Origin of the sequence: Niabella sp. (genome assembly GCF_030150205.1) — a bacterium.
In the GTDB taxonomy this organism is placed as follows: Bacteria; Bacteroidota; Bacteroidia; order Chitinophagales; family Chitinophagaceae; genus Niabella.
Map to the genome: position 1 here is coordinate 100,108 of NZ_JASLGT010000030.1, position 24,071 is coordinate 124,178.

Genomic DNA, 24,071 nt, shown 5'->3' on the forward strand with positions numbered 1-24,071 from the left:
AAGTATTGTCTACGTTTATATCTATATCATCAAAACTTTGTTATGAGCATTTGCACCCCAAAAAACCTCTTGCTGTTGTTAATCGGGTTTACCCTATTTAGTTGTTCCCCCAAAAACGCTCCTTCGGCCGGGGCGGATGTAAATGTATTATCCCGAAAAGAGCAGAAGGAGGGGTTCGTATCCTTGTTTGACGGCCATTCATTAAACAACTGGATCGATGGAAATAACCAGTATGAAGTGCGTGAAAATGCCATTGTTAAAAAAACAAAAGGTTATGGCAATTTATACAGCCGGAACGAATACCGCGATTGTATCCTTCGCTTTGAGTTCCTGTTGACGCCGGCGGCAAATAATGGCCTGGGCTTTCATCATAAACTGGTAGAAGGTGCCAAGGGCTATGACGGAATCGAATTGCAGATCCTGGATAATGATGCTGCGGTATACAAGGCGCTCAAACCCTACCAGTACCATGGATCACTGTATGGATATGTGCCCGCAAAGCGGAAGGGGTTAAAGCCCACAGGGGAGTGGAACTTCCAGGAGGTTACGGTACGGGGTTCTAAAATAAAAATTGTACTGAACGGGGAAACCATTCTCGACACCGATGTAAAGGCATTGCCGGCAGCTACGCTGGCTAAGGATCCCCGGTTGTTATATGAAAAAGGACATATTGCGTTTCTGGGACACGATTCAGAGGTGCGGATCCGCAATATCCGGGTACGGGAGTTATAAGGCTCCTTATTTTAACGGTAGCATTTTTGATTGTATAAAATCCAATACCTTGGAAGCTGCCAGGTTGCCAAAGACAGGTTGTGCTATATATGAAAGCGCAATTTTTCTTTTATTATGCCAACCGGATTCCTAGTTTTTATCCCGCGGGAGCGTATTTCCTGCGCCTTTTCCTGTTGAGACCCGCTAAAATTTATCCTTAATTTATAAACATCCAGGTATTCAACCGGATCCGATACATAGTTGTTGGTATTGATATTGTCATCCGGTTATGGGCATAAAAAAAGCCCCTTAAAAAGGAGCTTTTGCGGACCGGACGGGACTCGAACCCGCGACCTCCGCCGTGACAGGGCGGCATTCTAACCAACTGAACTACCGATCCAACTATTTTTAATAAAGAACTTTCTTTCTAACCAACTGAGATACTGATTCTTGTATTATTTCCGTTGGGAGTGCAAATATAGGCTATGCTTTTTTCCTGTCAAAACTTTTTCCCATTTTTTTTATACAAAATGTAAAAATATTTTCCCGTAGATTATAATAAACAGGCGTCGAACAACAGTTGAAAGCATTCCGAACTTTAGGAACAGCTTGAGGCTGGTTTGGATTAATTTCCTGCAGGGTGATGTGCCTGGTGAAACCGGTTAAAAGCAGCTACAATTGCGGCATGTGTATGTAAAGCGCCGGACGGCAGTTTCCCATCCGGACCAAATGACAACAACTGCTCTGCGGGTTGAATGGTAATATTGCTTTCGTCGATATTTCCGGCGGCATTGAGCAGCGGTTTTATATTTAAACCAAATACGTCTGCAAAGAACCGGTACATGGGTACTCTTTTTGAAAAACCATAATCGTGCTCATCATCGGGCAGGTGCACATTGCGGACGGCCGGGCGCTGGTTATAAAAGCCATAAACAGTTTGCAGGTAAGGGAAGTCGGTACCGGGTACAGATTGCGTCCAGTCGTTTCCATCGGAGATCACCAACTGTGGTTTGGGGGCAAACAGCGCCGCAATCTCTGCATTATTGGTTTTTACTTCGTTACATCCTTCATGAATGGGCAAACCGCTTTCGCAGGGGCATCCTCCATAAAATGCAGAGGAAACCATTACCACCGGCGCACTTGCTGTAACCCGGTCGTCCAGTGCCGCCAGTAAGAAGGTTTGGGTGCCGCCGCCCGATGCTCCTGTAATGCCCACCCGGGCAGGATCTGCATAGGAAAGGCCCAGCAGGAAGTCGAGTACCCGCATGCTGTTCCAGGTTTGCATGGCAAGGGCAAAGCCGGTGCGATGCCAGGATTTGTTGCCGGTTTGCAGCACGGACTCGCCCCAGGCATACATATCATAGCTGAATACAGCAGCGCCCATCTTCGCCAGTGCCGCGCATCGGTATTGCATATCCGGCCGGTAACGGCCTCTTTCATTAGGAATGGATACGTCAATCTTATTGTAAAAATGCCCGTGCGGCGATAGGATCACCGGTATCTTTCCCTTTATGTGATCGGGGGTGTAAAGTGTTCCTGTAACATAATAACCCGGCAGGCTTTCAAAGGCAACATTTTCTACGGTATAGCCTTTCATCTTTCTTTTAGCACCGGTAATGGTATGTAAAGGCGGGCGCTCCAACTGTGGTTGTATCCCCAATGCCGCAAAAATAGAAGCCCTGAGACCGGTCCTGCGTTGGTCAAAAGCAGTGGCATCCGTATACTGTTTCAGGAGCTGGTCCAGGTGCTGCCGTCCCTCGGCTTCAGAACGCCTGAAGTACTCGTATTTAGAGATCTCAAATTCATTGCTCCCCTTTTGTTTATATACCAGGTCCAACGGTTTCAGCACATTATCCAGCGTGGTTTTTACATCCGGTACCAGGCGCCAGGTGGCATAATTAACGACTTTGTCCTTTATATTTTTATCTTCATAAACCAGCGTTACCTTATACTGTTGCTGGATCTTTTCCAGGACTGTTTTTAACGGTTGCTGGTACACTGCTTCAGGGCTTTGTGCGCCGGCTTCCAGGAACGGAAGCATCCATAACAAAATGGGAGTTACTTTCTTTATGATCATGGCAATGAAGATTATTTATAAAAACCGAATATTTTCCGTTGCCTCCAACGGTTTCTTTAACGGCGTGGCTTTTTGGTCCTTGTCCGGGATATTGGGATCTGCCGGCAATTGTTTGGGAGTGGTAATGATACGGGCTTCCTGTGGCGACAGGCATTTTTTTCCTTCGATGACCAGGTTTTGGAACAACACGCCGGAAACTTTATGAAGGGTGCCGTCTTTGGCTACTGTTCCTGAAATAAGGCTGGGGCGTTCACTTTGGTGGTAGGCCGTATAGTTGATCACTTCTATATTCTTAATAGACCCGATGCCACGGCGCCGGGTATCCGTATTGTCCTCTTTGGCATTGCTTACCTGGAAAACGATCAGTTGCCGCTTGGCATTGCCTCCGATAAATTCGGATTTATTGTTGATGAAACGGACACCATCTACCTTTCCGGCACTGGCATAAACGGCCAGGGCGCGGTCGGCATGCACCACATCATTGTTGCTGAAGGTTATATTCTTTGCTCCAAAAGCAGGATCGGAGCCTACTTTAAGGGCCGATTTGACCGTCCAAAACACACAGTTTTGTACCAGGATGTTTTCGCAGGGCTGATGATCGGCCTTTACCGCAATGGCATCATCAGAGGTGTACATAAATACATCATCGATCACTACACCATTGCATCCATCAGGGTCCGTACCGTCTTCATTGGGCAGTGTAATATCGTTGATGATCTTATATCCTTTCATTAAAAGCTTATTGGAGTTTTGCAGGTGCACGGTAAACCCGCCGGAATCGCGGATAATGATATCCTCTATAGTCACATTGTTGCTGCTTCGTACATTGATGACGCGTATTTTAATGCCTGTTTTGTTTTTGATGGCGGTGCCCGATATGGCCAGCACACCCCGCCCGTAAATTTTTGCATCATCGGCCCGGTCAAAATAAATAAGGGCCCCGCGGCCCCGGGTAATGACCCCGGTTTTATTGTCACCGTTATCGTTGTAGTCGTTAATATCATCCGATCCCTGTATCAATGCCCCATCCCGGAGATAAAGCTGTACATCCCGGCGCAACACCAATGTGCCGGTGCGATAGGTTCCGTTGGGTACATACAGGATCGCTTTAAGGGCAGCTGCTCTATCAATCGCCTTCTGCAGCTGTTGGGTCTGCAGGGTGCGGCCGCTGGCATCAGTAACAAAATCCATTACATTGATCACATTTTTTCCGGTCAATTGCGGAGCGTCTTGCTCCGGTGCGTCAGCAAACAGGAACAGCTTTTGCTGCTGAGGCCCTACCTGCAGGATCAGCTTCCGCGGCCGGTCTATCGAAAAACGCAGCTTATTGCCGGCTTGCTCTACTGCTATGTTATAGCTCCGGGGGCTTAGCGTAAAATTGGGAACATCAGCAGCTACCTGTACTTCAACGGTTATCTTTCCCTCTATAACAAAGCGAGCATAATGAATATCTTTAAAAGCTTCTACGGGCACTTCGGTTCCGTTAACAAGTAATCTGAACGCGCTGCTTTTGATCATACCTGGTGTTGGGCTATAAGCCTTCCATTGCGCATGGGTGGTAATACCTATAGTGAACGCGATTAAAAAACAAAACTGTTTCATAGCTTTTATTTGAACTTTTTTATATACCGGCCGATTATTTTCATGGCCTTATCCGGATTACGGATATTGCGGGGATAATAATAGTAGATCAGCTGATCTATATTCTTTGACAGCAGTTCCGGAAAACGCTTCTCCATCAGCGCAACGTCCGCATCGTCCATATTGTGGTTTTCTATCAGCCACAGGCTTTTTTTATTTTGCCGGTGTGCGGCTTCCAGAAAGCGTTCGCCGGCGCCTAACAGTACTTTTCCCGCGCCTTCCTGTTTGCCGCCGTCCTCATTACGCCAGGGACGCCCGTCGCAACCAAAGTAGTCCAGGTTTTTTGTTTGTGCGGCTTCGTGCACGATCAAGTCTTCAAAGTTCGCGTACCCAAACATGGAAGTAGCAACCTGCGGGTATTTTTGTTTGATGTGATCGTTGACCTGCGCGTAAAAACGGATAACGGCTTTTACATGGTCCTGTAAAGTGGCGGTGGCTCCCAGTTTTTCAAGGGCTGCGGGTGAATAATCCATCACAAAGGATTTGGGTTCATCCCATATAATGCCGTTCACCTTCCAAAGGCTCATGATCTTATCGATGGAGCTTTTAAAAAAGTCCATTGTCTCCGGGTAGTGCACGCTGCTGATGACACCTGTAATATTATTGGTAGCGGGGCGACCGTCTTTTTTTAAGATCCAGGTCTGCGGGTTTAAAACAGAAAAAACACTGGGAACTTTAGGAGCGCCGGCCAGCATACCCCCCCAGCGGGAGGGCACCACGTACAGACCCAGTCCCGCTTTGGCTGCAGCTTCTGCAATGATCTGGACGTTCTCAACGGCCGAATGCAGGTCCTGCTCCAGGATGCCGATACTGACCACATCCGTGCCGTGACCGGCCATCCATTTCATATCTTCCTGAACCTGCCGGGGAACAATGGTATACATATGAGCGCGCAGATAATATGCGTTTAAGAGCTTGCCGCCGGTACGTGCCTGTATCGCTTTTTTATCGGCCGTAAGTACCAGCGAGGCGGAAGCCAGCGCCGTATTTTTTATAAAGGTTCTGCGGTTAAAATGGTTCATCATATCATTCTATTGAAACGGCTGCATCCGTAGCCACAACAATACCGTTAAGTTGTGTGATCTTTTGCTTTGCGATGGTGAGTCCCTTGATCTGTACCTCAACCCGGTGATGGTTGTCGAGCCCTTTAACTTCAGAAGGGTGGGGAAAGGTTGTATAAAAATGATTGTTTTCCAGTAATACATTTTTGATGATACCGGCATTGCTTTGAGGCATTCGTTTGTTGATCACAAACTGGAAGCCCATTCTTTTGGCATCCGGGTAGTTTTCCTCAAACCGGTTGTTGCGATAGGTAATGTGCTGATAGGTTGCACCATCGGAACAGTACAGGGCCATGCCCCTGTCGGAGAGCAGCACATCATTGTTCTCAAACAGGATATTTTCAATAAGCGCACCCCGGGATTCGGTGCCTACTTTAAGGGATGATTTACGGGTCAGGAAAACACAGTTGCGCACGATAATATCAGCTGTTCTGTTTTGATGGGCCTGTTCCCGGGTGATTTTTATGGCCACGTTATCATCACCGCAATAACCAAAACAGTTTTCAATGGTAACCTGAGTAGAAGCATCGGGGTCAAACCCGTCGGTATTGGGCAGCGCCGCATCATTCAATTGTTTTACCCGGGAGAACCTTACCAGGCCTGAGTGGAGGATCTGCGTGTTCCAGGACCCCGGGTCCCGTTGGATGATGCCGCTGATGACCACGTTGCGGGAAGATTGGATCAGCAGCAGGCGGATACGGGCTTCGTCCCCGAACCGGGTGCGCAACAGGCGACCGTTGCCATCAATAGTGCCCGCCCCGGTAATGGAAACGTTTTCGGCGTTTTCAATATGGATAAACCCCCGGGGCTTTTGTTGGGCAGGCAGCTGAAGATCCGCAAGATCATCGGCCGCTTTTAATAAGGCCCCGGCCTCCATGCGGATATGGGTGTTGGAAGGAATGGTGAGCCTGCCTGAGCGGTAAATGCCCGGAGGGAAAATAAGGGTCTTCCCGCTGCGGGAAGCAGCTGCTATTGCCTTTTGAATGGCCCCGGTACTCAACTGTTTGCCCGTGGCATCTGCTTTATAATCAAGAACGGAAATATAGGGTGTGGTTACCGGGTTTAACACCGGGTCTCCAAATAAGAACAGGCGCTGCGTTTTGTTGATGGTCACTACAGTGTAAGCAGGCTCCGGTAATGTAAACTGTAATGTATGGGCATCCGTTTTCCGGCCGGCTATGTTCTTTGAAAGCGGGCTGATGGTAAAGGCCGCAATGGAATCACTGCTGTGCACGGTAAACTGCAGCGGGCCTTGTTGCTGAAAGGCGGCGTATTCCACATCCTTGTAGCCGGCAACCGGAAGCGTTGTGCCATTGGCCTGCACGCTGAACCTGCCAGGCATATCGTAATGGGTTACTGGGCGGATAACGGACTGGGCTTTGGCCACCCCGGTAATCCATAAACAGCCGGCCAGCCATGCAAGGATGTATTTATTTTTCAAAGCGGATGTTTTTAACAAATGGATTGGTGGTGGCAGAAAGATCTTTTGGTGATAACAGCAGTGTGCCGCCCATCCGCACATTCTTAAACAAAATGCCATCGATGGTGTGTTGCGGATCCAGCCCTACAATTTCTGCTGCTGTTGAAAAAGAAGCGGCAAAATCACAATTTTTTATAAGCACATTCCGGATCTGTCCTTTCCCGTTGCGCTCTTTGATCTGGAAATGGATGGCCTTCAGATTTTTTGTCTGAAGCCCTTTTTCAAAATAATTGTTCTCAAAGCGGATGTGCTCAAACAGCGCGCCATCATAACAATACAATACCAGTCCACGGTCTGCTTCTGCCACATAATTATTGGCAAATAAGATATTCCGCATCCGGGCTCCTTTGGTTTCCGTACCTACTTTCAATGCCGATTTCTTGGTTAAAAAAACATTGTTGCGCACGGTAATGCCGTCAATGTCCTGCAGAAGATTGCCATTGTTGGTTGTTTTTATGGCTACATTATCATCGCTGCAATAAGCAAAGGAATTTTCGATCAGTACATTTTTGGAAGCATCGGGATCAAAGCCGTCGGTATTGGCCACATCCCGGTCGTTGAGCATTTTGATGTTCCGGATGGTTACACCGTCCGAATAGAGGATATGGGTATTCCAGCAAGCGGGATCGCGCAGCTCAATGCCATCCAGGAGTACGTTTTTGGAATGGCGTATGCGGATGAGGTTGGCCGGTTTACCCTGCGCCCTTACCACGGCTCCATTGCCATCAATAATGCCACGTCCCCATATCTTTACATTGGTGGCATTGTCGATGAGGATGAGCCGGCTAAACGTCATCCACTCCCCATTGTCTGTAAAATGCGCTTTGTCATTTACATGATCCGATTCTTTTTTATGATCGTCTGCAGGATAGTCTTCTCTTTTTTCTGAACCTTTGATCATCGCACCGGGAGCCAGGAAGATGTTGGCGTTGCTGCCTACCCGGAGGGTCCCTGTTTTATAGATACCGGCGGGGAAGTAAAGAATCTTACCGGTTGCCGCGGTTTTGTCGATGGCCTCCTGGAGCGCCCGGGTAGTTACCTGCGCACCGGTACTGTCCGGGGCAAATTGCATCACGCTGACCACTTCTTTATTTTGGGCAATGTCCTTTTGGATATTGTCTGTTAAAATAAACAACCGCTCTTTATGGTTTACGGTAACAATATAGTAACCGGGCCCGGCTATATTAAGGGTAATGCTGTTCCCTTTTTTTGCAGCACCATGCACTTTTGTTTTGGGCGCTACTTCAAAGCTGGTTACGGGTTGAGTTGACCGGATCTCTATGGAGATGCTTTTGTTATGCTCAAAATGTACATAGTGAATGTCCTTAAAAGTCTGCGTAAATAATGGCTGCCCCTTTACCGAAACAGAGAACAGGGTACTTTGCTTTGCTGTTTTTTCAACCGGAAGTACATGAATCTCCGTATTCTTACCGGCGTATCCGGGAACGGAGAAGGAAAGTACTGTGAGCAGGAATAATAAGCGACTTGTATTGATCATGTTCATTTTTTCTTTTTTGTTTTTTTAAGGGTGGTATCATAATCCGGGAACCACACCGGTTCGTTTTCGCGGATGGTAAAATGTTCCGCTGTCTTTTTATCCTGTTTGCGGATCTGGCTGCTTACGGTGGTTCTGCCAATATAGGGATTGATCTGTGCCAGGTATACCGCCAGGTCCAGGCGTTCTTCATCGCTCATACCTGCTGCTTCGGGGTATATTTTTCTTATGAGCTGTTCCAGGTCATTGGTGGACATATATTGGACAGTGGTATTTCCGGCTACTGGTTTTCCTACAACGATCAGTTTTCCTTTGGCGGGAATACTTTTTATCCTTTTCTCTTCCGTGTGCACATTCTTATCATCTCCTTTTACAATAATTGCCTGGGCATAATACCGGCGCAACCCTTCTTTAAACAGGTCCGGAAGGAGCGTAGCGGAGATTACTTTTGCTAAATAAGCGGCTTTATTAAAGTGTTCGATATTAAAATTATAATCATCAGCCACCAGTCGACCGTAGTTATTCTGCATATGGGAAGCAAACAAGCCTGCCAGGGCTTTGAATTCAATACTGGTGATATCTGCCGACGGATTTTTCTTTGCCATATAACCGGTGATGAACGATGTGTAGGCTTCCAGGGTTTTGCCCGGCATCTCAAATTCATCAACGGTCTCTTTGATCACTACCGGGATCTTGCTGTTTACGGTGTTGCCGGATTCGGGGTTTTGCGCAACAGCCGCTCTTCCGGCATCCGACAGTTTAGGCTCTGCTATTTCAGCAATGGCATATGTATCTGTTACCGCATTGATCTTTATAGTAGCAGAGCTGAGATTGGGCGATTGCAGGGTCACCAGGATCTCGCCGGGCTGACCATTGGAACGGATCACATTGGTGACCGGAGCATCGGTATACAGGGTACCATCCATTTGCTCATGACTATCGATGTCGCTGGTATAACTTTCCGGACCTACCAGTGTAGCGGGGCCTTTCACACTCCATTTAAGCGGGTTATTGGCGCCCAATACCGGAACCCCGTTTTGATCAACGATATTGGCGGTAATGATGATCACGCTGTTTTTAGCTGCGGGTACAGAAGTGTGACTGGCTTTAAGCGTAAGCCGGGCAGGCGCTGCTGCCATTTGAATGACAGAAGTAACGGTTTGCCCGCCTTTTTTCCCGATGGCTTTGATCTCGCCTTTTACTATTTCTATGTTTTTGAAAACAACGGAATGGAAATTCTCTTTATCCGGATGCTGCACGCCCTTGCTCTTGCCGTTTACAAACAGCTCCACGGTTTCACAACTGCCATCCACTACGATATCTTTTTTCTGCCCCAGGTACCGGCTTCTCCAGTAATGCGGCATGATCCATACCATGGGTCTGGTTAAGTAATTGGCCTGCCAGAGATAGTAGGAGTATTTGGGCTGCCGGTACAGGTCTACATAGCCCTTGGGGTTGATGTGCTTTAGCGGGCTGTTGAGGTATTCCCGGTCGGCACCATGATCGGCATAAAGCCAGGTACAAAGATTGCCGGTGCCCAGGCGGTTGCTTTTGATGAGCAGCTGGTGCTGCTGTTCTTCGGTACCGGCGTGTTGACCATCGGAAGGCTCCATATCTTTTACATCTTTATTATACCAGCCGCGGATATTACAGCGCAGCAGGCTTTCAATGCCCAGGTTCTCGTCAGAATGGGGCGCATACAATCCCTGCGATCCTTCCAATACCCTCCTGGCTGTTATGATGCGGGTGGTATCCTCATCTAACGTCCATTTGGAGTCGGCTGCATGGTTGGTTTCATTGCCCATGCTCCAGAGCATGATACTGGGATGGTTCCGGTCGCGCCGGATCATTTCTTTCAGCATCTGCTGCTGTGTTTCTTTGTCAAATACCTGGTTCTTGATATTGGGCAGTTCCTCATCTATAGCGATCCCGTATTGATCAGTAAGCTGGTATACCCGCTTGTCGTTGGGATAATGTGCCGTGCGCATAAAATTATAATTGAGGTTTTCTGCCATATCCTTATAATCCATTTCGGTGATCCATTTTGGGATGGCATCGCCCAGCCAGGCGTATTCCTGGTGACGGTTGCCACCATGGATCACCATTTTTTTCCCGTTCACGTAAAGGAAGTTCTCCTTGTAATCCCACCAAAACCAACGGAAACCGAGCGGACTGGTATAGGTATCTGCCAGGGCATTCCCATCATAAACTTCGGAAACAACCGTATAGAGGTAAGGTGATTCATGCGACCAGAGGTTTGGGTTTTGGATCACCGGGCTGGTTTGATCCACATTAGCCAATTCCCCGGGTTTTAACGTAGCTGTTTTTTCAAAACTCACAACCGGTTTTTGCTGTGCATCGGTTATAATCGTTTTTACGCGGATGGTCCGGCTTTCCTTCAGGTCGTTCTTTACATAGGTTTGTACCCTTACCACACCTTCCTTCCCATTGTTTTTTGCCAGGCTTGGAGTGGTAATAAAGGTTCCGCCTTCGTGGCTGGCAGATCCCTGCATGGGAATGTATACCGGGGATTTGATCACCAGGCTTACATCCCGGTAAATGCCGCCATAAACATCAAAGTTCCCCGCCCGCATGGGAGCGATGCTGTACCGGTCAACCAGGTCGTTATTAACAGCTAAGGCCAGTACGTTTTCTTTGCCCCATTGGATTTCATCGGTAAGGTCAAAATCAAAAGAACCGTATCCGCCTTTATGATCGCCTATGTATTTGCCGTTGATGTACACTTTGCAATATTTCTGAACACCTTCAAATTCGATGAAGATCCGTTTCCCTTTTTGGGGGGGATCGATGGAAAAACGTTTCCGGTACCAGCCCCAGCCTTTCCACCAGTAGGGATTGTCCTTGTCTGAAGGGTTGCGGATAAAGGGATGGCGCTCACCGGTAGTTTCATAAGTGCTCCAGGTATGGGGAACCGCTACCGCCGGCCATTTGCTGTCGTCAAAGCCCGGCTGCTCACAACCTTTTTTATCGGCTTTCTCTTCAGGAAAATAATTGAAGGTCCATTCCCGGTTTATGATCTTGGTAATACGGGGTGATGCAGCTGGATCCACGGCTTTCTTGGCAGCTGCGTGCTGCACCGGGGTGGCTTGTAATGTATAACAGGGCAGGAACAGGAAGGGGATCAAAAATAATTTCAGGTTGAGTTGTTTCATTTTTTTTTAGATTAATCAGCATCATTCAGGTAGACGTATCCGGTAACAGACCGGTTGTGTTGTGCAGCGTTTGCGGGCCTTATAGCTCCGCTTTTAGTTCGCCCTTTTGCTTGTTCCATAATTTAAATGGCAGGGTTATGGGAAACGATTCCGCATCCACTTTTGAAAGCCGGTATTGCTCCACATCGTCCAATACGATGGCGGGGCGTATATCCGGGTGCTTCAGCCGCAGCTTTACATTACGGATGGTCAATCCCTTTATATGCCGCGTGTAAAGGCCATATGCGGGACAGGTACCATAAATATTGAACTCCGGGTATTTGTTGCGGTTCTCCGGTACTTCCTGGAACACATAGGCGGAATCCTGTATGGTACCATAAAACAGGAAATTACAGTTTTCAATAAGCAGGTTCTCGATCTTACGATCGGGTAACCCGCCAATAGCAGCGCCTACACCAGGCCCGTTACGTTCTTCCACATACCGGATACCGGTATTGGTAATATTGCGGATGGTAATATTCTTCATGGAACCAAGCGGGGCTTTGGCAGGCCCCCCGGCATAGGTACGGCCGCGCTCACCCAGCCGTATAAAAAGCGGGGTGCTGCAGTCGGTAAGCAGGAAGTTCTCATACGTAACGCCGTCCACAGTTGACCCGTCCACCGACTCTATGGCAATGCCGTAGCGGGCATTGGCTACTACGTTTGTAACGTGAATGTTCTGAACGGCGCCATGTGTTTCGGTGCCTATCTTGATGGCATGGCAATTGGCATAACGGGCAATCACACCGTCGATCTTTACATTTTCCGTAGGCTTCTGCGACATGGCTTTCATACAAATGGCATCATCGCCGCTCATGGAATAAAAATTTTTGATGGATACCCGGTTACAGCTGCTGATATCAATGCCGTCCTGGTTATGCTGACCGGTGTAACAACGCACCCGTACATTTTCCAGTTTCAGATCGTCGCAGGCCTCGTATAATTGTGTCCAGTTAGCGCTCCGGATAAGGGTAATGTTATCTGTTTGTATATTGCTGCATTCTACCATCCGGATGAGGCGGGGGCGTTCCCATTCGTTCGACTTTCCCTTCCAGGGCCAGCCGTCGCCGTGGGAGTAACCATCTATGATACCGCCGCCGGTTATGCGGATATGTTGCTGCTTTTCTGCATAAAGAAGCTGGAAATGTTCATTGGACCTGAAATAGGCAAAGCTGCATTTCTTCTCCGGATAATCTGTTTTATTGGCAGATCCGCGCAGGATGCTTCCCGCTGCCACCCAAAGCGTTGTATTGCTCCGGAGCTCCAGAGTTCCGGTAACAAAAATACCATTTGGAATATAGACCGTTCCTCCTCCGGCATGGGCGCAGGCATCTATGGCCTGCTGTATCGCTGTTGTATTTACTGTTGTTCCGTCGCCTTTGGCGCCATACCGCGTGATATCAAACAGTTTACCGGCCGGCCGGGCACTTTTGTCCAATGTTCTTACGTTTTTTACAATTACGATATACATGAGGGCATTGGTATTGCCATTTTGTCCCAGCGATACTGTGTCCTGTTTGTTAAACCGTTTGCGATACAGTTCAAACCGGGCGCCCAGGCTATTGTAAATGACCTCGTTTGTTTTTTTGTAAGTGCCGAGCCAGGCTGGTAAAACCGTTTGTTGCGTGTTGTATGCAATATATACGTCTGCGTCTTCATTGCACTGGAAGGTAGCGAGCCGCTTACCGGTAAAGTTTTTTGATCCGTAGGCCGTCTGGATCCAGTCGGCTCCTTCAAGGGCCGCCGGGAGTTGGGTAATGGGTACATCCCGATCACCGTACATGGATGCGCCTTTGCCCAGGTTACCCTGTTCCATCCAGTGCGAGGCATTGTAATTGAATGTCCATATATCCCAGATGTCCAGGTTGCGGATCAGGCGGGTATCGGCTTTTGCGTATGTTGTAAGCAAAAGTGTTACAAGGCCGGTGAGAAAGATCCTTCGCTTCATTTCAAAACTTTTGTTGATTGCCTGTTTGCTTTTTATCGTACGCTGTTGCATTTGTTTTGCGGTTGATTTATTTTTATTCGTAGCCTTCGTTTTGCCCAATATCAAAGGTTTGCAATTGCATGTAGGGTATGGGGAATACGATCTGGTATGGCTGGGGCGCCACGACTTTGGTATTCTTTAAAAAATCGGCAGAATAGGTAACAGTTCCTGCAGCATAGGCCACCGGACCGGTAGGATTGGGGTATACCCCGGCCGGATATGTGCCGGACCAGGTGGGTATGGGTGTTGCAGCAAGCGCTGCTACATTTTTTTGTGCCAGCGCTGTCATTACCGGAATGTATGTTCCCGTCCGCTTCAGGTCGAATAAACGCTGACCTTCATGTGCAAATTCCAGCCGCCGCTCGCGCATTACGATATTCCGGAATTCTTCTTTGGAGAGGGATCCGTCGGAAATTGCGTTGGCATCGGGGTTTTTGGAAAAGGCGCGTTTCCGAACCAGGTTCAGATAATAATACGGGTTGCCCTGCGGGCCCGGTTTTTCCAGTTCATTCAATACTTCTGCATACATTAACAATACATCTGCATACCGGATCACGGGAAGATTGTTGGCCTTGTAGTCGCGGGCTACGGTTGTGGAATCAACGTACTTCATGATATAAGGCACATTGTATTTTTGAATACCAAATGTACCGTTGCTGTTCTTTTTTACATAAGCGGAAGTATACATTTTAAGCCGGTCATCACCCGGCAGGTACAGCGACCAGAGATCCGGTGTGGGCGTCCATGCTTTATACCCAGCCGTGCTGAGCTTCGTAACTTCCGGGGCTGAAATTGATGAAGGCAGGAAATTGCGGTGCAGGAAACTGCCTACCCGGTCCGAAACATCACCTAACGTATAGTGCTCGAATATCACTTCCGTGCTGCTCTTTTTACTGATGTTGAAATAGTCGATAATATTGGGTACCAGCTGGAAGTTATTGGAGCTGATGATCTCTTTCAGCAGGGCTTCTGACTGGTTCAGCATTTCCGCATTCCGGTTGCTGAAGGGCCCGGCAAGCACCAGGTATACCTTGGCCAGTAAGGCTTTGGCCGCCCATTTGGAGGCGCGGCCTACTGCCGGTGCGGCATCTGCGCAGTGGGTTTCGGCAAATTTCAGATCATTGATGATCTGGTTGTAAATTTCTTTTACCGGTGCTTTTGGCATAAGGGTCTGATCAATGGTGCGTACCACAATCGTATCCAATGGAACAGATCCCCATAGCTGCACCAGGTAATAATATTCCAGGGCTCTTAAAAAACGGGCCTCGCCTACCATTATAGACCGTTCTGTTTCCGTCATGGTTTCAATGCCTGGCACATGTTCTATAACATCATTGGCCTGGGCAATGGTCTTATATAATGAAATCCAGGCATTATTGAAGTAGCTGTTATTGGCCGAAAAGTTGAAGTTTTGTATCTGGCGCCTTTCGTCTTCGGAATTGGAGTATTCCTTATCCATATCATCGGTTACCATATCCGTGAGGATAAAGAACGGCCGGCAATCCCTGGGGCCAAATGACAGAGCCAGGGTATAAGTGGCGTACAGTCCTGACCGGGCATCATCCCCGTTTTTCCAGAAATTGACTGCAGAGATATTGCTGTATACTTTCTCGTTTAAAAAACCTTTTTTACAGGCGCTGAAGAGAACTATAACCAGCAATACAAAGAGTAAAGATGTTTGTACGCTTTTATATTTCTTTTTCATTTATAAATAGTTTTGTTATTAGAATTATGTAATGAATCAACTTACAGGGTCATATTTAATCCTACCAGGTACATTTTGCTGGTTGGATAGGACCCATTATCAATACCGGCACCGATGCCCTGTTTGCCCATAATGCTTACCTCCGGGTCGTAGCCGCTGTAATAGCTGGTAAAGGTGAGCAGGTTGGTAACAGATGCGTAAATTCTGGTGTTGGGTACCTTAATGCGGCTGATGCGCTTATTGTTGATGGTGTATCCCAGCGAAATGGTTTTTAACCGCAGGTAAGACCCGTCCTCAATATAAAAATCAGACATGATGGCGGGATAGTTCCGGTAGGCGCGGGGAATGGTGTTGCTGGGATTGCCGGGGTCGTTGTTCTCCGGGTTGGCCGGCCGCCAGCGGTCCAGGGCCTTTGCCAGCTGGTTGTTATCGCCGGTAAGGTTCAGCAATTTTGCAATACCGGTATTCATGATGGCATTGCCCTGCTGAAATACAATGAAAGCCGTAAAGTCAACGTTTTTATAATTGATCATATTGGTCATTCCCCCGCTCCACTTGGGTTGCGGATTTCCAAGGATCACCTTATCTGCATCGGTGATCTTATTATCGCCGTTTTGATCTACATATCTGAGGAAGCCGGGCATGTTGGCTAATCCCTGCAACACCGGTCCGTTTGCGGCCTCTTCTGCGGTCTGATAAATACCGTTGGTCCTGTGCCCGAAGAATACACCAAGCGGTTGCCCTACTTTCATCAGTATTACATTTCCAAACTTGGTATTCGCCGATGAGTTGGAAATGGCAGAGATCTCCTCGGGGCCGCCCAGGTCCAATACTTTATTCCGGTTGATGGAGGCATTAAATGTGGTGGTCCAGTTAAATTTTCCTATAATATTCCTGGAAGTGATGGAAAACTCCCAGCCCTTGTTTTCCACGCTGCCTACGTTTTTAGCCACAGTGGTATAACCGGATGCTGCGGGCAGTGCAAAGTCCAGCAACAGATCGGTGGTCTTTTTATAGTAGTAGTCTGCAGTTATTGAAATCCGGCTTTTAAGAAAAGCCATATCCAGTCCTGCGTTGTACTCGGCTGTTTTTTCCCAACGCAGGTCCTCATTAGCCATACGGTCGATCATGTACCCGATGCCCACCACACCACCAATGGCCGTGGCTCTTGTAGAATAGAGCGCCTGCGAGGAGTACGCACTGATCCGGTCGCTGCCGTTCACACCATAAGACATGCGTAGTTTGAGATCGCTGAACAGCGATTGTTGCTGCATGAATCGTTCATTATTGATGCGCCATGCTGCAGAAGCTGAGGGGAAATACCCCCAGCGGTTGTTAGCTCCAAATTTTGAGGAACCATCGGCCCGGTATGTAAAGGAAAATAAATAACGATTGTCATAGCCGTAAGTGGCCCGTCCAAAATAGGATAATAACTGGTATTCTTCTGCCGAGGAGTTTACGGAGGGTACGCCGCTGCCGCCCCCCAGGTTATAAAAGAGGAAAACATCCGTGGCAAAGTCTGTATTTCTAGCGCGGAAATTGTTGCGGAAGCTTCCGGTGGCTTCTTCGCCCAGCAAAGCGGTAATAGTGTGCTTTTTTACCAGTTTGGTATAATTGACGGAATTATCGTTAGACCATTTATTATAGCCGTCATATTGCTGGTAGCCATCGCTGACCTTATCGCCTTTTATGGAGTTTGGAAAATAATAGTTATCGATTCTGAAGGTAGGGCTGATGGTGGCATTGGACCGGAATGTGAAGTTTTTTAAAAACCGTACCTGCACAAAACCGCTCACCTGGGCATTGAAATTCCTTTTTTCATTGGTGGTTTCCTGTGCATTGGCCAGGGGAGATGTAGACACCGGATCGCCGGTTTCGGGGTCTACATAAAAAGACCCGGAAGGGTCCAGCAACCCTTTGTCGGTAGGGTTGGTGGAATTGGCCCGCAGGATAGATCCGTTGTCGCCTACCTGTATGCCATTCTTAATGGTTTGCGACAGGTTGAGCTTAACACCCGCAGAAACCTGCTTGTTAAAGTTAAAATCGATATTGCTGCGCAAGGCCGCCCTGGAATAATTGGAGTTGATGATCAGTCCGCTTTGCCGAAGGTAGCTGGCAGATACATAATATTTCACGCGGTCATCTCCTCCTGCAACGGAAACGGTGTTGCTGAGCTGGGGGGCTTCATGGAACATCAGGCTCTGCCAGTCGCGTGTGGTTTGCATCGTGTCGGGCTGGTTGGTGATGGGGCTCTGACCTGCCGCTACCCGTCCTTCATTGGCAAGTGTTGCCAACTGGGCCGCATTTAAAAGCGGAAGTTTTCTTCTTAAATGCTGCGTACCGTAATAGGTTTCGAACCGGACTACCGGCTTTCCCCTGCTACCACTTTTGGTTGTTACCATAATAACGCCGTTCGCACCCCGCGATCCGTAAATGGCCGTGGCTCCTGCATCTTTCAATACTTCTATCGATTTGATATCACTGGGGTTGAGCGATGCAAGTCCCTGGTCTGTAGTAAAGCCATCAACAACCAGCAGCGGTTCGTTATCTGCTTTAATAGAGCTGCCACCTCTTACCCGTATGGAGATTTCGCCTCCGGGCTCGGCAGAAGTGTTAACCACATGCACGCCCGCGGCATTTCCCTGAAGTGCCTGTTCCAGCGAGGTAATGGGCGTTTTCATGATATCCTGTTCGTTTAATGTGGAAATAGAGGTTGTAAGGTCTTTTTTCTTTACCGAGCCATATCCGATGATCACAATTTCATCTTCACCCTTGATCGCCTTTTCCAGTACCACACGCAATGTACCGCCGGCAGCAAGCTGCTCTTTCGATTGGTAGCCTGAATGGCTAAAAGTAAGGATAGGTATTCCTTTGGAAGCTGTTTTGATTTTAAAGGCGCCGTTGTTATCGGATACGGTTCCTGTGGAGGAACCCTTAACCATGACATTCACCCCGCTTAGCGGTGCACCTGTATCATCTGTGATCGTGCCTGAGAATTCGGTTTGTTGCGCATTGACGCGTAGCAGCAATGCCGCCAGGAAAAAAAAGGCAAAGAAACATTTTTTCATTTGAACAATTTAATCGTTTTTAACACAAGCAATTTGTATAATTGAGATAGCTGCAGCACAGTTAAGCCGCAACGTTATGAATAAAATTAAAAAGGAAGGGCCTTTCCTGATTAAATATTTACGCAATCGTTTCCGGTAGAACAATGGGATGAGGGGGTTTTGAAACACTGGTTCGCCCGGGCCTTGAGATTCGGATTGGAAATAGCCGGGCGCTCCAACAAACCGTAAAATGTATGATACCCTGTTCTGTTTATATACAGAACAAGTCTTTTCGTGTTATTGAGTACAGTGCCCGTTTTTGGGGTTACGTTTTTAATTCAATATACCGGGTGATGCTGTTCCTGCGGATGAGCCTGTTATTATTGCCCGGCTTTTGAGAAAATGTTTTTATCAGGTTGCATTCGTTCGTAAAACTTGCTGCTGATGAAGCGGGCCGGTTATGGCAAAGAATTATGCACAGTGTTTGCAGATCTTACCTGCTAAAAAATTAAAATTGATGTGGGAATGATTAGAGTATTTATGTTCACATCCGGCAGTAGAGGAATGCCTATGTGTGCGCAGCAACAGAATGGTGGTTACCCCTTTTCCGCGAATAAAATGGATCGCAAAGCCAGGATGGTTGCTACCCGTTTTCCCGGGCTAATTCAGATTCGGTATGAAGTGCGCAAACCCAGTTGCCATTTTCTTTGATCCAGGTAGAGGCGCAGGCACATTTTACAGAAGGTTTTTGTTCATCGTCCATTGTTCTTAATTCTATCTGGTATGCGATCACGGCGCCGTTTTCGCCAATTGGCTGCGTTTCGGCGCCGGAAATACCGGCTACTTTTATTTTCGCCCCCGCACCGGAGTCGAACATTTCTTTAAAACTGGCTTCATCCACGCTTCTTACGCCGTTTTTACCCGCAATGATGCAGGGGAAACGGGTAAGGCTCTTTACGATATCATAATCGTGGGCTTCCATTGCCTGCCAGTATTTTTTTTCCAAATCGAGGATTTGTATAGCCATAACAAATGATTTAATGTGTTATGAATTGTTTATAATGGGAACATAATGAAATCTGTTGCTGCCAATTCATTGCTGATGCCCTGTTGCTTTCAAAACGGGGTAGACGGGTTTGTTCCTGGATACTGATTAATCAATTGGTTTTCGCCCCGAAATAATATTGTATAATATAATGATCACCGCAATCACCAATAATATATGTATGAGGTTTCCTAACCCCATACCACCTCCAACGCCTATCAGTCCCAGGATCCAGATAATGATACAAATTACTGCTACTAACCACAATAAATTTCTCATGGGTAACGATTTTAATGGTTTAAAGATTTTTATAAGCCGCAGGCTGTCCGGCTGCTTAAAACATTTTCAACCAAATATAATGCCGCGCTGATACCGGGGCGAGGAGAACGCTCTAAGCACCTTATTAGGTCATCTGTAGAATATTTTGAAAGGGTAACGCAATACCTTATCCGGGGAACGGATTCTACAGTATATGTAAGAAAAATATGCAAAACGGCCTAAATTCGGGTATAAGACAGGTTATTGCATTTTGGCACAATTTTGTTATTTTATAAATAGATTTTCTTTACCGGGGAGGTGAAACGATCGAAAGATACGTACTGAGAAATAAACCCGTTGAACTGAGCAGGATAATGCCAGCGCAGGAAGTAAGAAAATTTATTGCCTCCGGTATTACCGGAGGCTTTTTCCTGATATTATATCCCATAAAAAGCTGTTTATAGAAGGCGAATAAAAACGGCCGGCCGTTTTATTGCATTTTACCCGGTAGCTGCCCGTGATCCAAAGGAAACGTATTTTTGATGTAAAAACCGGCATCAATATGAAATCTCAGTCTGCTGGAAGGATTAGCGCTATCGATATCATGCGGGGCATCACTTTGTGCCTGATGCTGTTTGTAAATGATCTGTACGAGCCTGGTGTACCGCACTGGCTGGTACATACAAAGGCGGAGATCGATGGTAGGGGCTGGCAGACTGGGTATTCCCGGGTTTTCTGTTTATGGCAGGGCTCTCGATACCCTATGCGATGGATTCGCGAAGAAGAAAGGGGGACGGATGGCCGCAACTGCTGTGGCATATCCTGCTCCGGTCGGTTAGTTTGCTGATCATCGGGTTGCTGATGCTGAACGGGGGACGTGTTAACCCCGAATTAACCGGTATGCCGGTGCTGTTATGGAAGTCGCTGGTATACGGGTGCATCTTCCTGGTATGGAATGCCTATCCCGTTAATCAACGGATGAGGCCGTTCTTTGTATTGCTTCAGCTTGCGGGAGCAGGAGGATTGCTTTATCTTGCATGGATCTTTAAGGCCGGTACACCGGGGGATGTAAAATGGATGGAAACAGGCTGGTGGGGCATCCTGGGACTGATCGGCTGGGGCTATTTTACTGCCGCACTTATTTATCTCTGTGCAGGCGGGCGCCTGGCTGCTGTTGCAGGTTGCTGGCTGCTTTTTGTGGTGCTGAATATACTTTCACAATCGGAGATATGGCATATCGGGGGGCTTGCCGGCAAAATAACCAGTGTGGTATGGAATGGCAATGTACCGTCTATTGTGCTGGCCGGACTGGCAACAGGAATGATGCTCCGGAAATATGCGGGCGATAAAAGAACGTTATTACGGATACTGGTTGCCATGGGCGTGGGTTGCCTGGCCGCAGGATTTGTGTTGCGCCACTGGTTTATTCTTTCAAAAATTTATGCCACGCCCAGCTGGGCTATGGTGTGCAATGGGATCAGCCTGTTGCTTTTTGTGATCGTATATTATTTTACAGATGTATGGGGGAAGGTGAAATGGGCGAAGCTTTTTAAGATGGCCGGCCAGAATTCCTTAACCACCTACCTGCTGCCGGATCTTGTTTATTTTATTTGCTGGGGCCTGGGCATTCCCCTGTTCTTTTACAAGCAAAAAACACAGGTATGGCTGGCAGTAGGCGGTTCGGTGGTATGGGCGGGAGTGATGATCCTTTTTGCTTACGGACTGTCTAAACTATCTGTAAAATTAAAGCTCTGAAATGAAATGAGTAAAGTGCAGGTACAGTAACATTGGTGAAGAACCCCATACATAAGAAACGGATTTGGAGTAATGCTACGATAAAAGAGATTATATGAAATATAAACATATCATTTTTGATCTGGATGGAACATTGATTGATACGGAAGCGGCAGTACTAAATTCTTTAAAAGAAACACTGCAAGAAACGCATAATGGTGATTATAAATTAGAAGATTTACATTTCGCATTGGGAATACCAGGAGTGACAGCGCTTCAAATGCTTAAAGTTGATGATATAGAAAAGGTAGTGTCCGTTTGGCAAAAAAAATTCAAAAGCCATTTCTCAAAAGTTCGGTTATTTCCCTATATCAAAGAATTGCTTTTTGCCATAAAAGATGAAAACATGAAAATTGGGGTGTTAACTTCTAAAACCCGGTTAGAATATATAGAAGATTTTCTTCCATTTGGTTTGCAGGATAAAATCGATATTTCATTATGCATTGATGATTACCACAACCCCAAACCATCATCAGCTGGCATGCTCCTCTACTTGAAGCAGGCTGGTATTAAAGCTGACGAAGCGCTCTATATCGGCGACACTATGTATGATTATCAATGCGCCCGGGAGGCCGGTGTTGATTTCGGGTTGGCTGTTTGGGGATGTAAACAATTTGAGGGGATCAATGCGGCCTACTTTATTATGTATCCTGAAGAAGTGGTCAAAATTATAAAACGTGCATGAGATTTATTGCCATTGCCTGCCGGGGAAAGACGAACGCTAACCAAATAAAAATGTGCCTGCGATTCGCAAAAGATAAGGCCCGGTAAACCATATTTGAATGAAGTGGTGCGCAAGTTATTTGATCTTTTCGAACTTTTTGACGTCGATTCCGGCCGCATTTCGTAGCTTTTCCTTCAATGGCTTTTTCGAAATGAAAACAGGAAATCGCCGTCCCTGAATTGGTGATTCTGTGTGCGCCGGCAACTTAAGGAGCGCAGCGGCGTCTTTTGCCGCTCATCTTTTAGAATCATAATATTATCTATTCTTTTCAGTATGTTTTCCATTGCTTTTATGGGGACGATCAACCCGGTGGTTGCAGCGGATGCGGTAAGGATAAAGGATTTGCCGGAATATTGAGCGGGTATATCTTTAATGGTTTAAAACGGGTGAAAGGGAGACCGGTAAGACCGTCTGCTGCATGAATATTTCCTTTCCGGGTTCCCTGAAGGCCCCGGAAAATATTTTTTTTCGTTGTATTGTTATATCGTAATATTGCAATGAATGACCGGCAATGGGAATTACTAAAACTGAAATATTTAACAAACAGCAGAATCGGTTAGCCACGATCTTAAAGGCATTGGCCCATCCTGCACGTATTGCAATTCTTCAGCATCTTATAAAGGCAAAAGCCTGTATTTGTAACGACCTGGTGGAAGAGCTGGGACTGGCGCAGGCTACCATATCCCAGCACCTGCGGGAGTTGAAAAATACTGGCATTATAATGGGAAATATCGAAGGTGCCAGCATTTGTTATTGTATTGATGAAAAAGTGTGGGCGCAGACCGGCAAAGAGCTTTTCGCATTTTTTACTTCATTTACACCCGTAAAGAACTGCTGTTGAATTTTTTTTTGATCATTTATCGTAATAATACGATCATATAAACAATTAATAAGAATGTATGAAATTGTATGAAATCAAAAGCATTTTGCCCGGCTTAAATAATGTGGCATTTCAGTTACCGGATGGCACCCGTGTGCCGGAACATTTTCATGTAACCGAAGTAGGAATGGTAAATAAACATTTTATTGACTGTGGCGGAACAACCCGTTATGAGGCTAAAGTGAATTTTCAGCTGTGGGAGGCCAATGACTACGAGCATCGTTTAAAGCCTGGTAAATTGCTGGATATTATCCATCTCTGCGAACAAAAGCTATCCATCAACGACAACCTTGAAGTAGAAGTAGAATACCAGGATAGTACCATCGGAAAGTATGCCCTGGACTTTAACGGGGAATCGTTTGTACTGGTTTCTACCGTTACCGGTTGCCTTGCGCAAGATCATTGTGTGCCTGTTGGGGAGGAAAAAGTATCCTTACAGGAGTTGCCATTAAATTCAGCTGCCTGTACCCCGGGGGAGGATGCTGCTAAGCTTCCGGCTTGTAAAAAAAAACAAAAGAAAACTACATGAAAAAAGTGTTGGTGCTTTGCACGGGAAACAGCTGTCGTAGCCAGATCGCCGAAGGCTATTTAAGGCATTTTGCGGGGAATAAGGCGGAGATCTATAGTGCCGGCGTAGAAACACATGGTGTAAACCCCAGGGCGGTAGCCACTATGAAAGCGGATGAGATTGATATTTCGGCACAGACTTCCAATCATGTAACGGAGTATCGTACTATTGATTTTGACTATATTATTACAGTATGTGATCATGCAAAAGAAAAGTGCCCGGTCTTTTCCGGAAGGGCAATAAAAATGCATCACAATTTTCCTGATCCTGCAAAGTTCCAGGGCACGGAGGAAGAAACTATAAACGAGTTCGCAAGGGTGAGGGAATTAATAAAAACGTATGCCCGGCATTTTGTTCAAACGAATCTTTAAGATATTCAAATCGCT

At 46.9% G+C, this 24,071-nt stretch carries 17 protein-coding genes, 1 tRNA gene and 1 riboswitch; of the genes, 6 read left to right on the forward strand and 12 right to left on the reverse strand.

Annotated features, from left to right (window positions below; all coding sequences use genetic code 11):
- The first annotated feature begins 42 nt into the window (after positions 1 to 42).
- The gene (locus tag Q1V85_RS22455; RefSeq protein WP_300603547.1) at positions 43 to 732 is read left to right on the forward strand and encodes a DUF1080 domain-containing protein; all 690 of its coding nucleotides are present in this window, start codon (positions 43 to 45) and stop codon (positions 730 to 732) included.
- A 305-nt stretch (positions 733 to 1,037) separates the two neighbouring features.
- Here the strand turns inward: Q1V85_RS22455 and Q1V85_RS22460 are convergent.
- The 12 genes from Q1V85_RS22460 to Q1V85_RS22515 all read right to left on the reverse strand — a co-directional run bounded on the left by Q1V85_RS22460 (position 1,038) and on the right by Q1V85_RS22515 (position 19,740).
- Positions 1,038 to 1,111: transfer RNA gene (locus Q1V85_RS22460), tRNA-Asp, on the reverse strand.
- Positions 1,112 to 1,336: 225 nt separating this feature from the next.
- Positions 1,337 to 2,788, reverse strand: a complete 1,452-nt coding sequence (locus Q1V85_RS22465) for an acetylxylan esterase (protein WP_300603549.1) — start codon at positions 2,786 to 2,788, stop codon at positions 1,337 to 1,339.
- A gap of 15 nt (positions 2,789 to 2,803) precedes the next feature.
- Positions 2,804 to 4,390 (reverse strand): glycosyl hydrolase family 28 protein, encoded by a 1,587-nt coding sequence (locus Q1V85_RS22470; RefSeq protein ID WP_300603552.1) that lies wholly within the window; start codon positions 4,388 to 4,390, stop codon positions 2,804 to 2,806.
- A 5-nt stretch (positions 4,391 to 4,395) separates the two neighbouring features.
- Complete coding sequence (locus Q1V85_RS22475; RefSeq protein ID WP_300603554.1) at positions 4,396 to 5,454, reverse strand: hypothetical protein; 1,059 nt, start codon at positions 5,452 to 5,454, stop codon at positions 4,396 to 4,398.
- 1 nt (position 5,455) lies between these two features.
- Positions 5,456 to 6,931, reverse strand: a complete 1,476-nt coding sequence (locus Q1V85_RS22480) for a glycosyl hydrolase family 28 protein (RefSeq protein ID WP_300603557.1) — start codon at positions 6,929 to 6,931, stop codon at positions 5,456 to 5,458.
- Positions 6,921 to 8,474, reverse strand: coding sequence for a glycosyl hydrolase family 28 protein (locus Q1V85_RS22485; RefSeq protein ID WP_300603559.1), 1,554 nt, complete (start codon positions 8,472 to 8,474; stop codon positions 6,921 to 6,923). The genes Q1V85_RS22480 and Q1V85_RS22485 overlap by 11 nt, the downstream gene beginning before the upstream one ends.
- A complete protein-coding gene (locus Q1V85_RS22490; RefSeq protein ID WP_300603562.1) occupies positions 8,471 to 11,638 on the reverse strand; it encodes a glycoside hydrolase family 2 TIM barrel-domain containing protein in 3,168 nt (1,055 codons plus the stop codon). Before Q1V85_RS22490 ends, Q1V85_RS22485 begins: the two co-directional genes overlap by 4 nt.
- Before the next feature lie 79 nt (positions 11,639 to 11,717).
- A complete protein-coding gene (locus tag Q1V85_RS22495; RefSeq protein WP_300603564.1) occupies positions 11,718 to 13,625 on the reverse strand; it encodes a glycosyl hydrolase family 28 protein in 1,908 nt (635 codons plus the stop codon).
- 73 nt (positions 13,626 to 13,698) lie between these two features.
- Positions 13,699 to 15,369, reverse strand: coding sequence for a RagB/SusD family nutrient uptake outer membrane protein (locus tag Q1V85_RS22500; protein WP_300603566.1), 1,671 nt, complete (start codon positions 15,367 to 15,369; stop codon positions 13,699 to 13,701).
- 41 nt (positions 15,370 to 15,410) lie between these two features.
- Positions 15,411 to 18,437: a TonB-dependent receptor gene (locus tag Q1V85_RS22505; RefSeq protein ID WP_300603568.1), complete on the reverse strand. Its 3,027-nt coding sequence runs from the start codon at positions 18,435 to 18,437 to the stop codon at positions 15,411 to 15,413.
- A 622-nt stretch (positions 18,438 to 19,059) separates the two neighbouring features.
- Complete coding sequence (locus tag Q1V85_RS22510) at positions 19,060 to 19,443, reverse strand: nuclear transport factor 2 family protein (protein ID WP_300603571.1); 384 nt, start codon at positions 19,441 to 19,443, stop codon at positions 19,060 to 19,062.
- Between the two features lie 126 nt (positions 19,444 to 19,569).
- On the reverse strand, positions 19,570 to 19,740 hold the full coding sequence (locus Q1V85_RS22515; protein ID WP_300603573.1) for a lmo0937 family membrane protein: 171 nt from the start codon (positions 19,738 to 19,740) through the stop codon (positions 19,570 to 19,572).
- A gap of 280 nt (positions 19,741 to 20,020) precedes the next feature.
- Positions 20,021 to 20,125: riboswitch (TPP riboswitch) on the forward strand.
- A 362-nt stretch (positions 20,126 to 20,487) separates the two neighbouring features.
- Between Q1V85_RS22515 and Q1V85_RS22520 the strand changes: the two genes are divergently transcribed.
- The 5 genes from Q1V85_RS22520 (at position 20,488) to Q1V85_RS22540 (ending at position 24,056) form a co-directional block, all read left to right on the forward strand.
- A complete protein-coding gene (locus tag Q1V85_RS22520; protein WP_300603575.1) occupies positions 20,488 to 21,474 on the forward strand; it encodes a DUF5009 domain-containing protein in 987 nt (328 codons plus the stop codon).
- A 94-nt stretch (positions 21,475 to 21,568) separates the two neighbouring features.
- Positions 21,569 to 22,198 carry an HAD family hydrolase gene (locus Q1V85_RS22525; RefSeq protein ID WP_300603577.1) on the forward strand — a complete coding sequence of 210 codons (630 nt, stop codon included), beginning with the start codon at positions 21,569 to 21,571 and terminating at the stop codon, positions 22,196 to 22,198.
- 550 nt (positions 22,199 to 22,748) lie between these two features.
- On the forward strand, positions 22,749 to 23,078 hold the full coding sequence (locus Q1V85_RS22530; RefSeq protein ID WP_300603579.1) for a metalloregulator ArsR/SmtB family transcription factor: 330 nt from the start codon (positions 22,749 to 22,751) through the stop codon (positions 23,076 to 23,078).
- A gap of 58 nt (positions 23,079 to 23,136) precedes the next feature.
- On the forward strand, positions 23,137 to 23,646 hold the full coding sequence (locus tag Q1V85_RS22535) for a DUF6428 family protein (RefSeq protein ID WP_300603581.1): 510 nt from the start codon (positions 23,137 to 23,139) through the stop codon (positions 23,644 to 23,646).
- Positions 23,643 to 24,056 carry an arsenate reductase ArsC gene (locus Q1V85_RS22540; RefSeq protein ID WP_300603583.1) on the forward strand — a complete coding sequence of 138 codons (414 nt, stop codon included), beginning with the start codon at positions 23,643 to 23,645 and terminating at the stop codon, positions 24,054 to 24,056. The genes Q1V85_RS22535 and Q1V85_RS22540 overlap by 4 nt, the downstream gene beginning before the upstream one ends.
- Positions 24,057 to 24,071 lie beyond the last annotated feature (15 nt).

Excerpts from the sequence above, each read along its gene's own strand:
- Q1V85_RS22455 (WP_300603547.1), top strand. The coding sequence starts at position 43 with ATGAGCATTTGCACCCCAAAAAACCTCTTGCTGTTGTTAATCGGGTTT.
- Q1V85_RS22465 (WP_300603549.1), bottom strand. The coding sequence starts at position 2,788 with ATGATCATAAAGAAAGTAACTCCCATTTTGTTATGGATGCTTCCGTTC.
- Q1V85_RS22470 (WP_300603552.1), bottom strand. The coding sequence starts at position 4,390 with ATGAAACAGTTTTGTTTTTTAATCGCGTTCACTATAGGTATTACCACC.
- Q1V85_RS22475 (WP_300603554.1), bottom strand. The coding sequence starts at position 5,454 with ATGATGAACCATTTTAACCGCAGAACCTTTATAAAAAATACGGCGCTG.
- Q1V85_RS22485 (WP_300603559.1), bottom strand. The coding sequence starts at position 8,474 with ATGAACATGATCAATACAAGTCGCTTATTATTCCTGCTCACAGTACTT.
- Q1V85_RS22490 (WP_300603562.1), bottom strand. The coding sequence starts at position 11,638 with ATGAAACAACTCAACCTGAAATTATTTTTGATCCCCTTCCTGTTCCTG.
- Q1V85_RS22495 (WP_300603564.1), bottom strand. The coding sequence starts at position 13,625 with ATGAAGCGAAGGATCTTTCTCACCGGCCTTGTAACACTTTTGCTTACA.
- Q1V85_RS22500 (WP_300603566.1), bottom strand. The coding sequence starts at position 15,369 with ATGAAAAAGAAATATAAAAGCGTACAAACATCTTTACTCTTTGTATTG.
- Q1V85_RS22505 (WP_300603568.1), bottom strand. The coding sequence starts at position 18,437 with ATGAAAAAATGTTTCTTTGCCTTTTTTTTCCTGGCGGCATTGCTGCTA.
- Q1V85_RS22510 (WP_300603571.1), bottom strand. The coding sequence starts at position 19,443 with ATGGCTATACAAATCCTCGATTTGGAAAAAAAATACTGGCAGGCAATG.
- Q1V85_RS22515 (WP_300603573.1), bottom strand. The coding sequence starts at position 19,740 with ATGAGAAATTTATTGTGGTTAGTAGCAGTAATTTGTATCATTATCTGG.
- Q1V85_RS22520 (WP_300603575.1), top strand. The coding sequence starts at position 20,488 with ATGGATTCGCGAAGAAGAAAGGGGGACGGATGGCCGCAACTGCTGTGG.
- Q1V85_RS22525 (WP_300603577.1), top strand. The coding sequence starts at position 21,569 with ATGAAATATAAACATATCATTTTTGATCTGGATGGAACATTGATTGAT.
- Q1V85_RS22530 (WP_300603579.1), top strand. The coding sequence starts at position 22,749 with ATGGGAATTACTAAAACTGAAATATTTAACAAACAGCAGAATCGGTTA.
- Q1V85_RS22535 (WP_300603581.1), top strand. The coding sequence starts at position 23,137 with ATGAAATTGTATGAAATCAAAAGCATTTTGCCCGGCTTAAATAATGTG.
- Q1V85_RS22540 (WP_300603583.1), top strand. The coding sequence starts at position 23,643 with ATGAAAAAAGTGTTGGTGCTTTGCACGGGAAACAGCTGTCGTAGCCAG.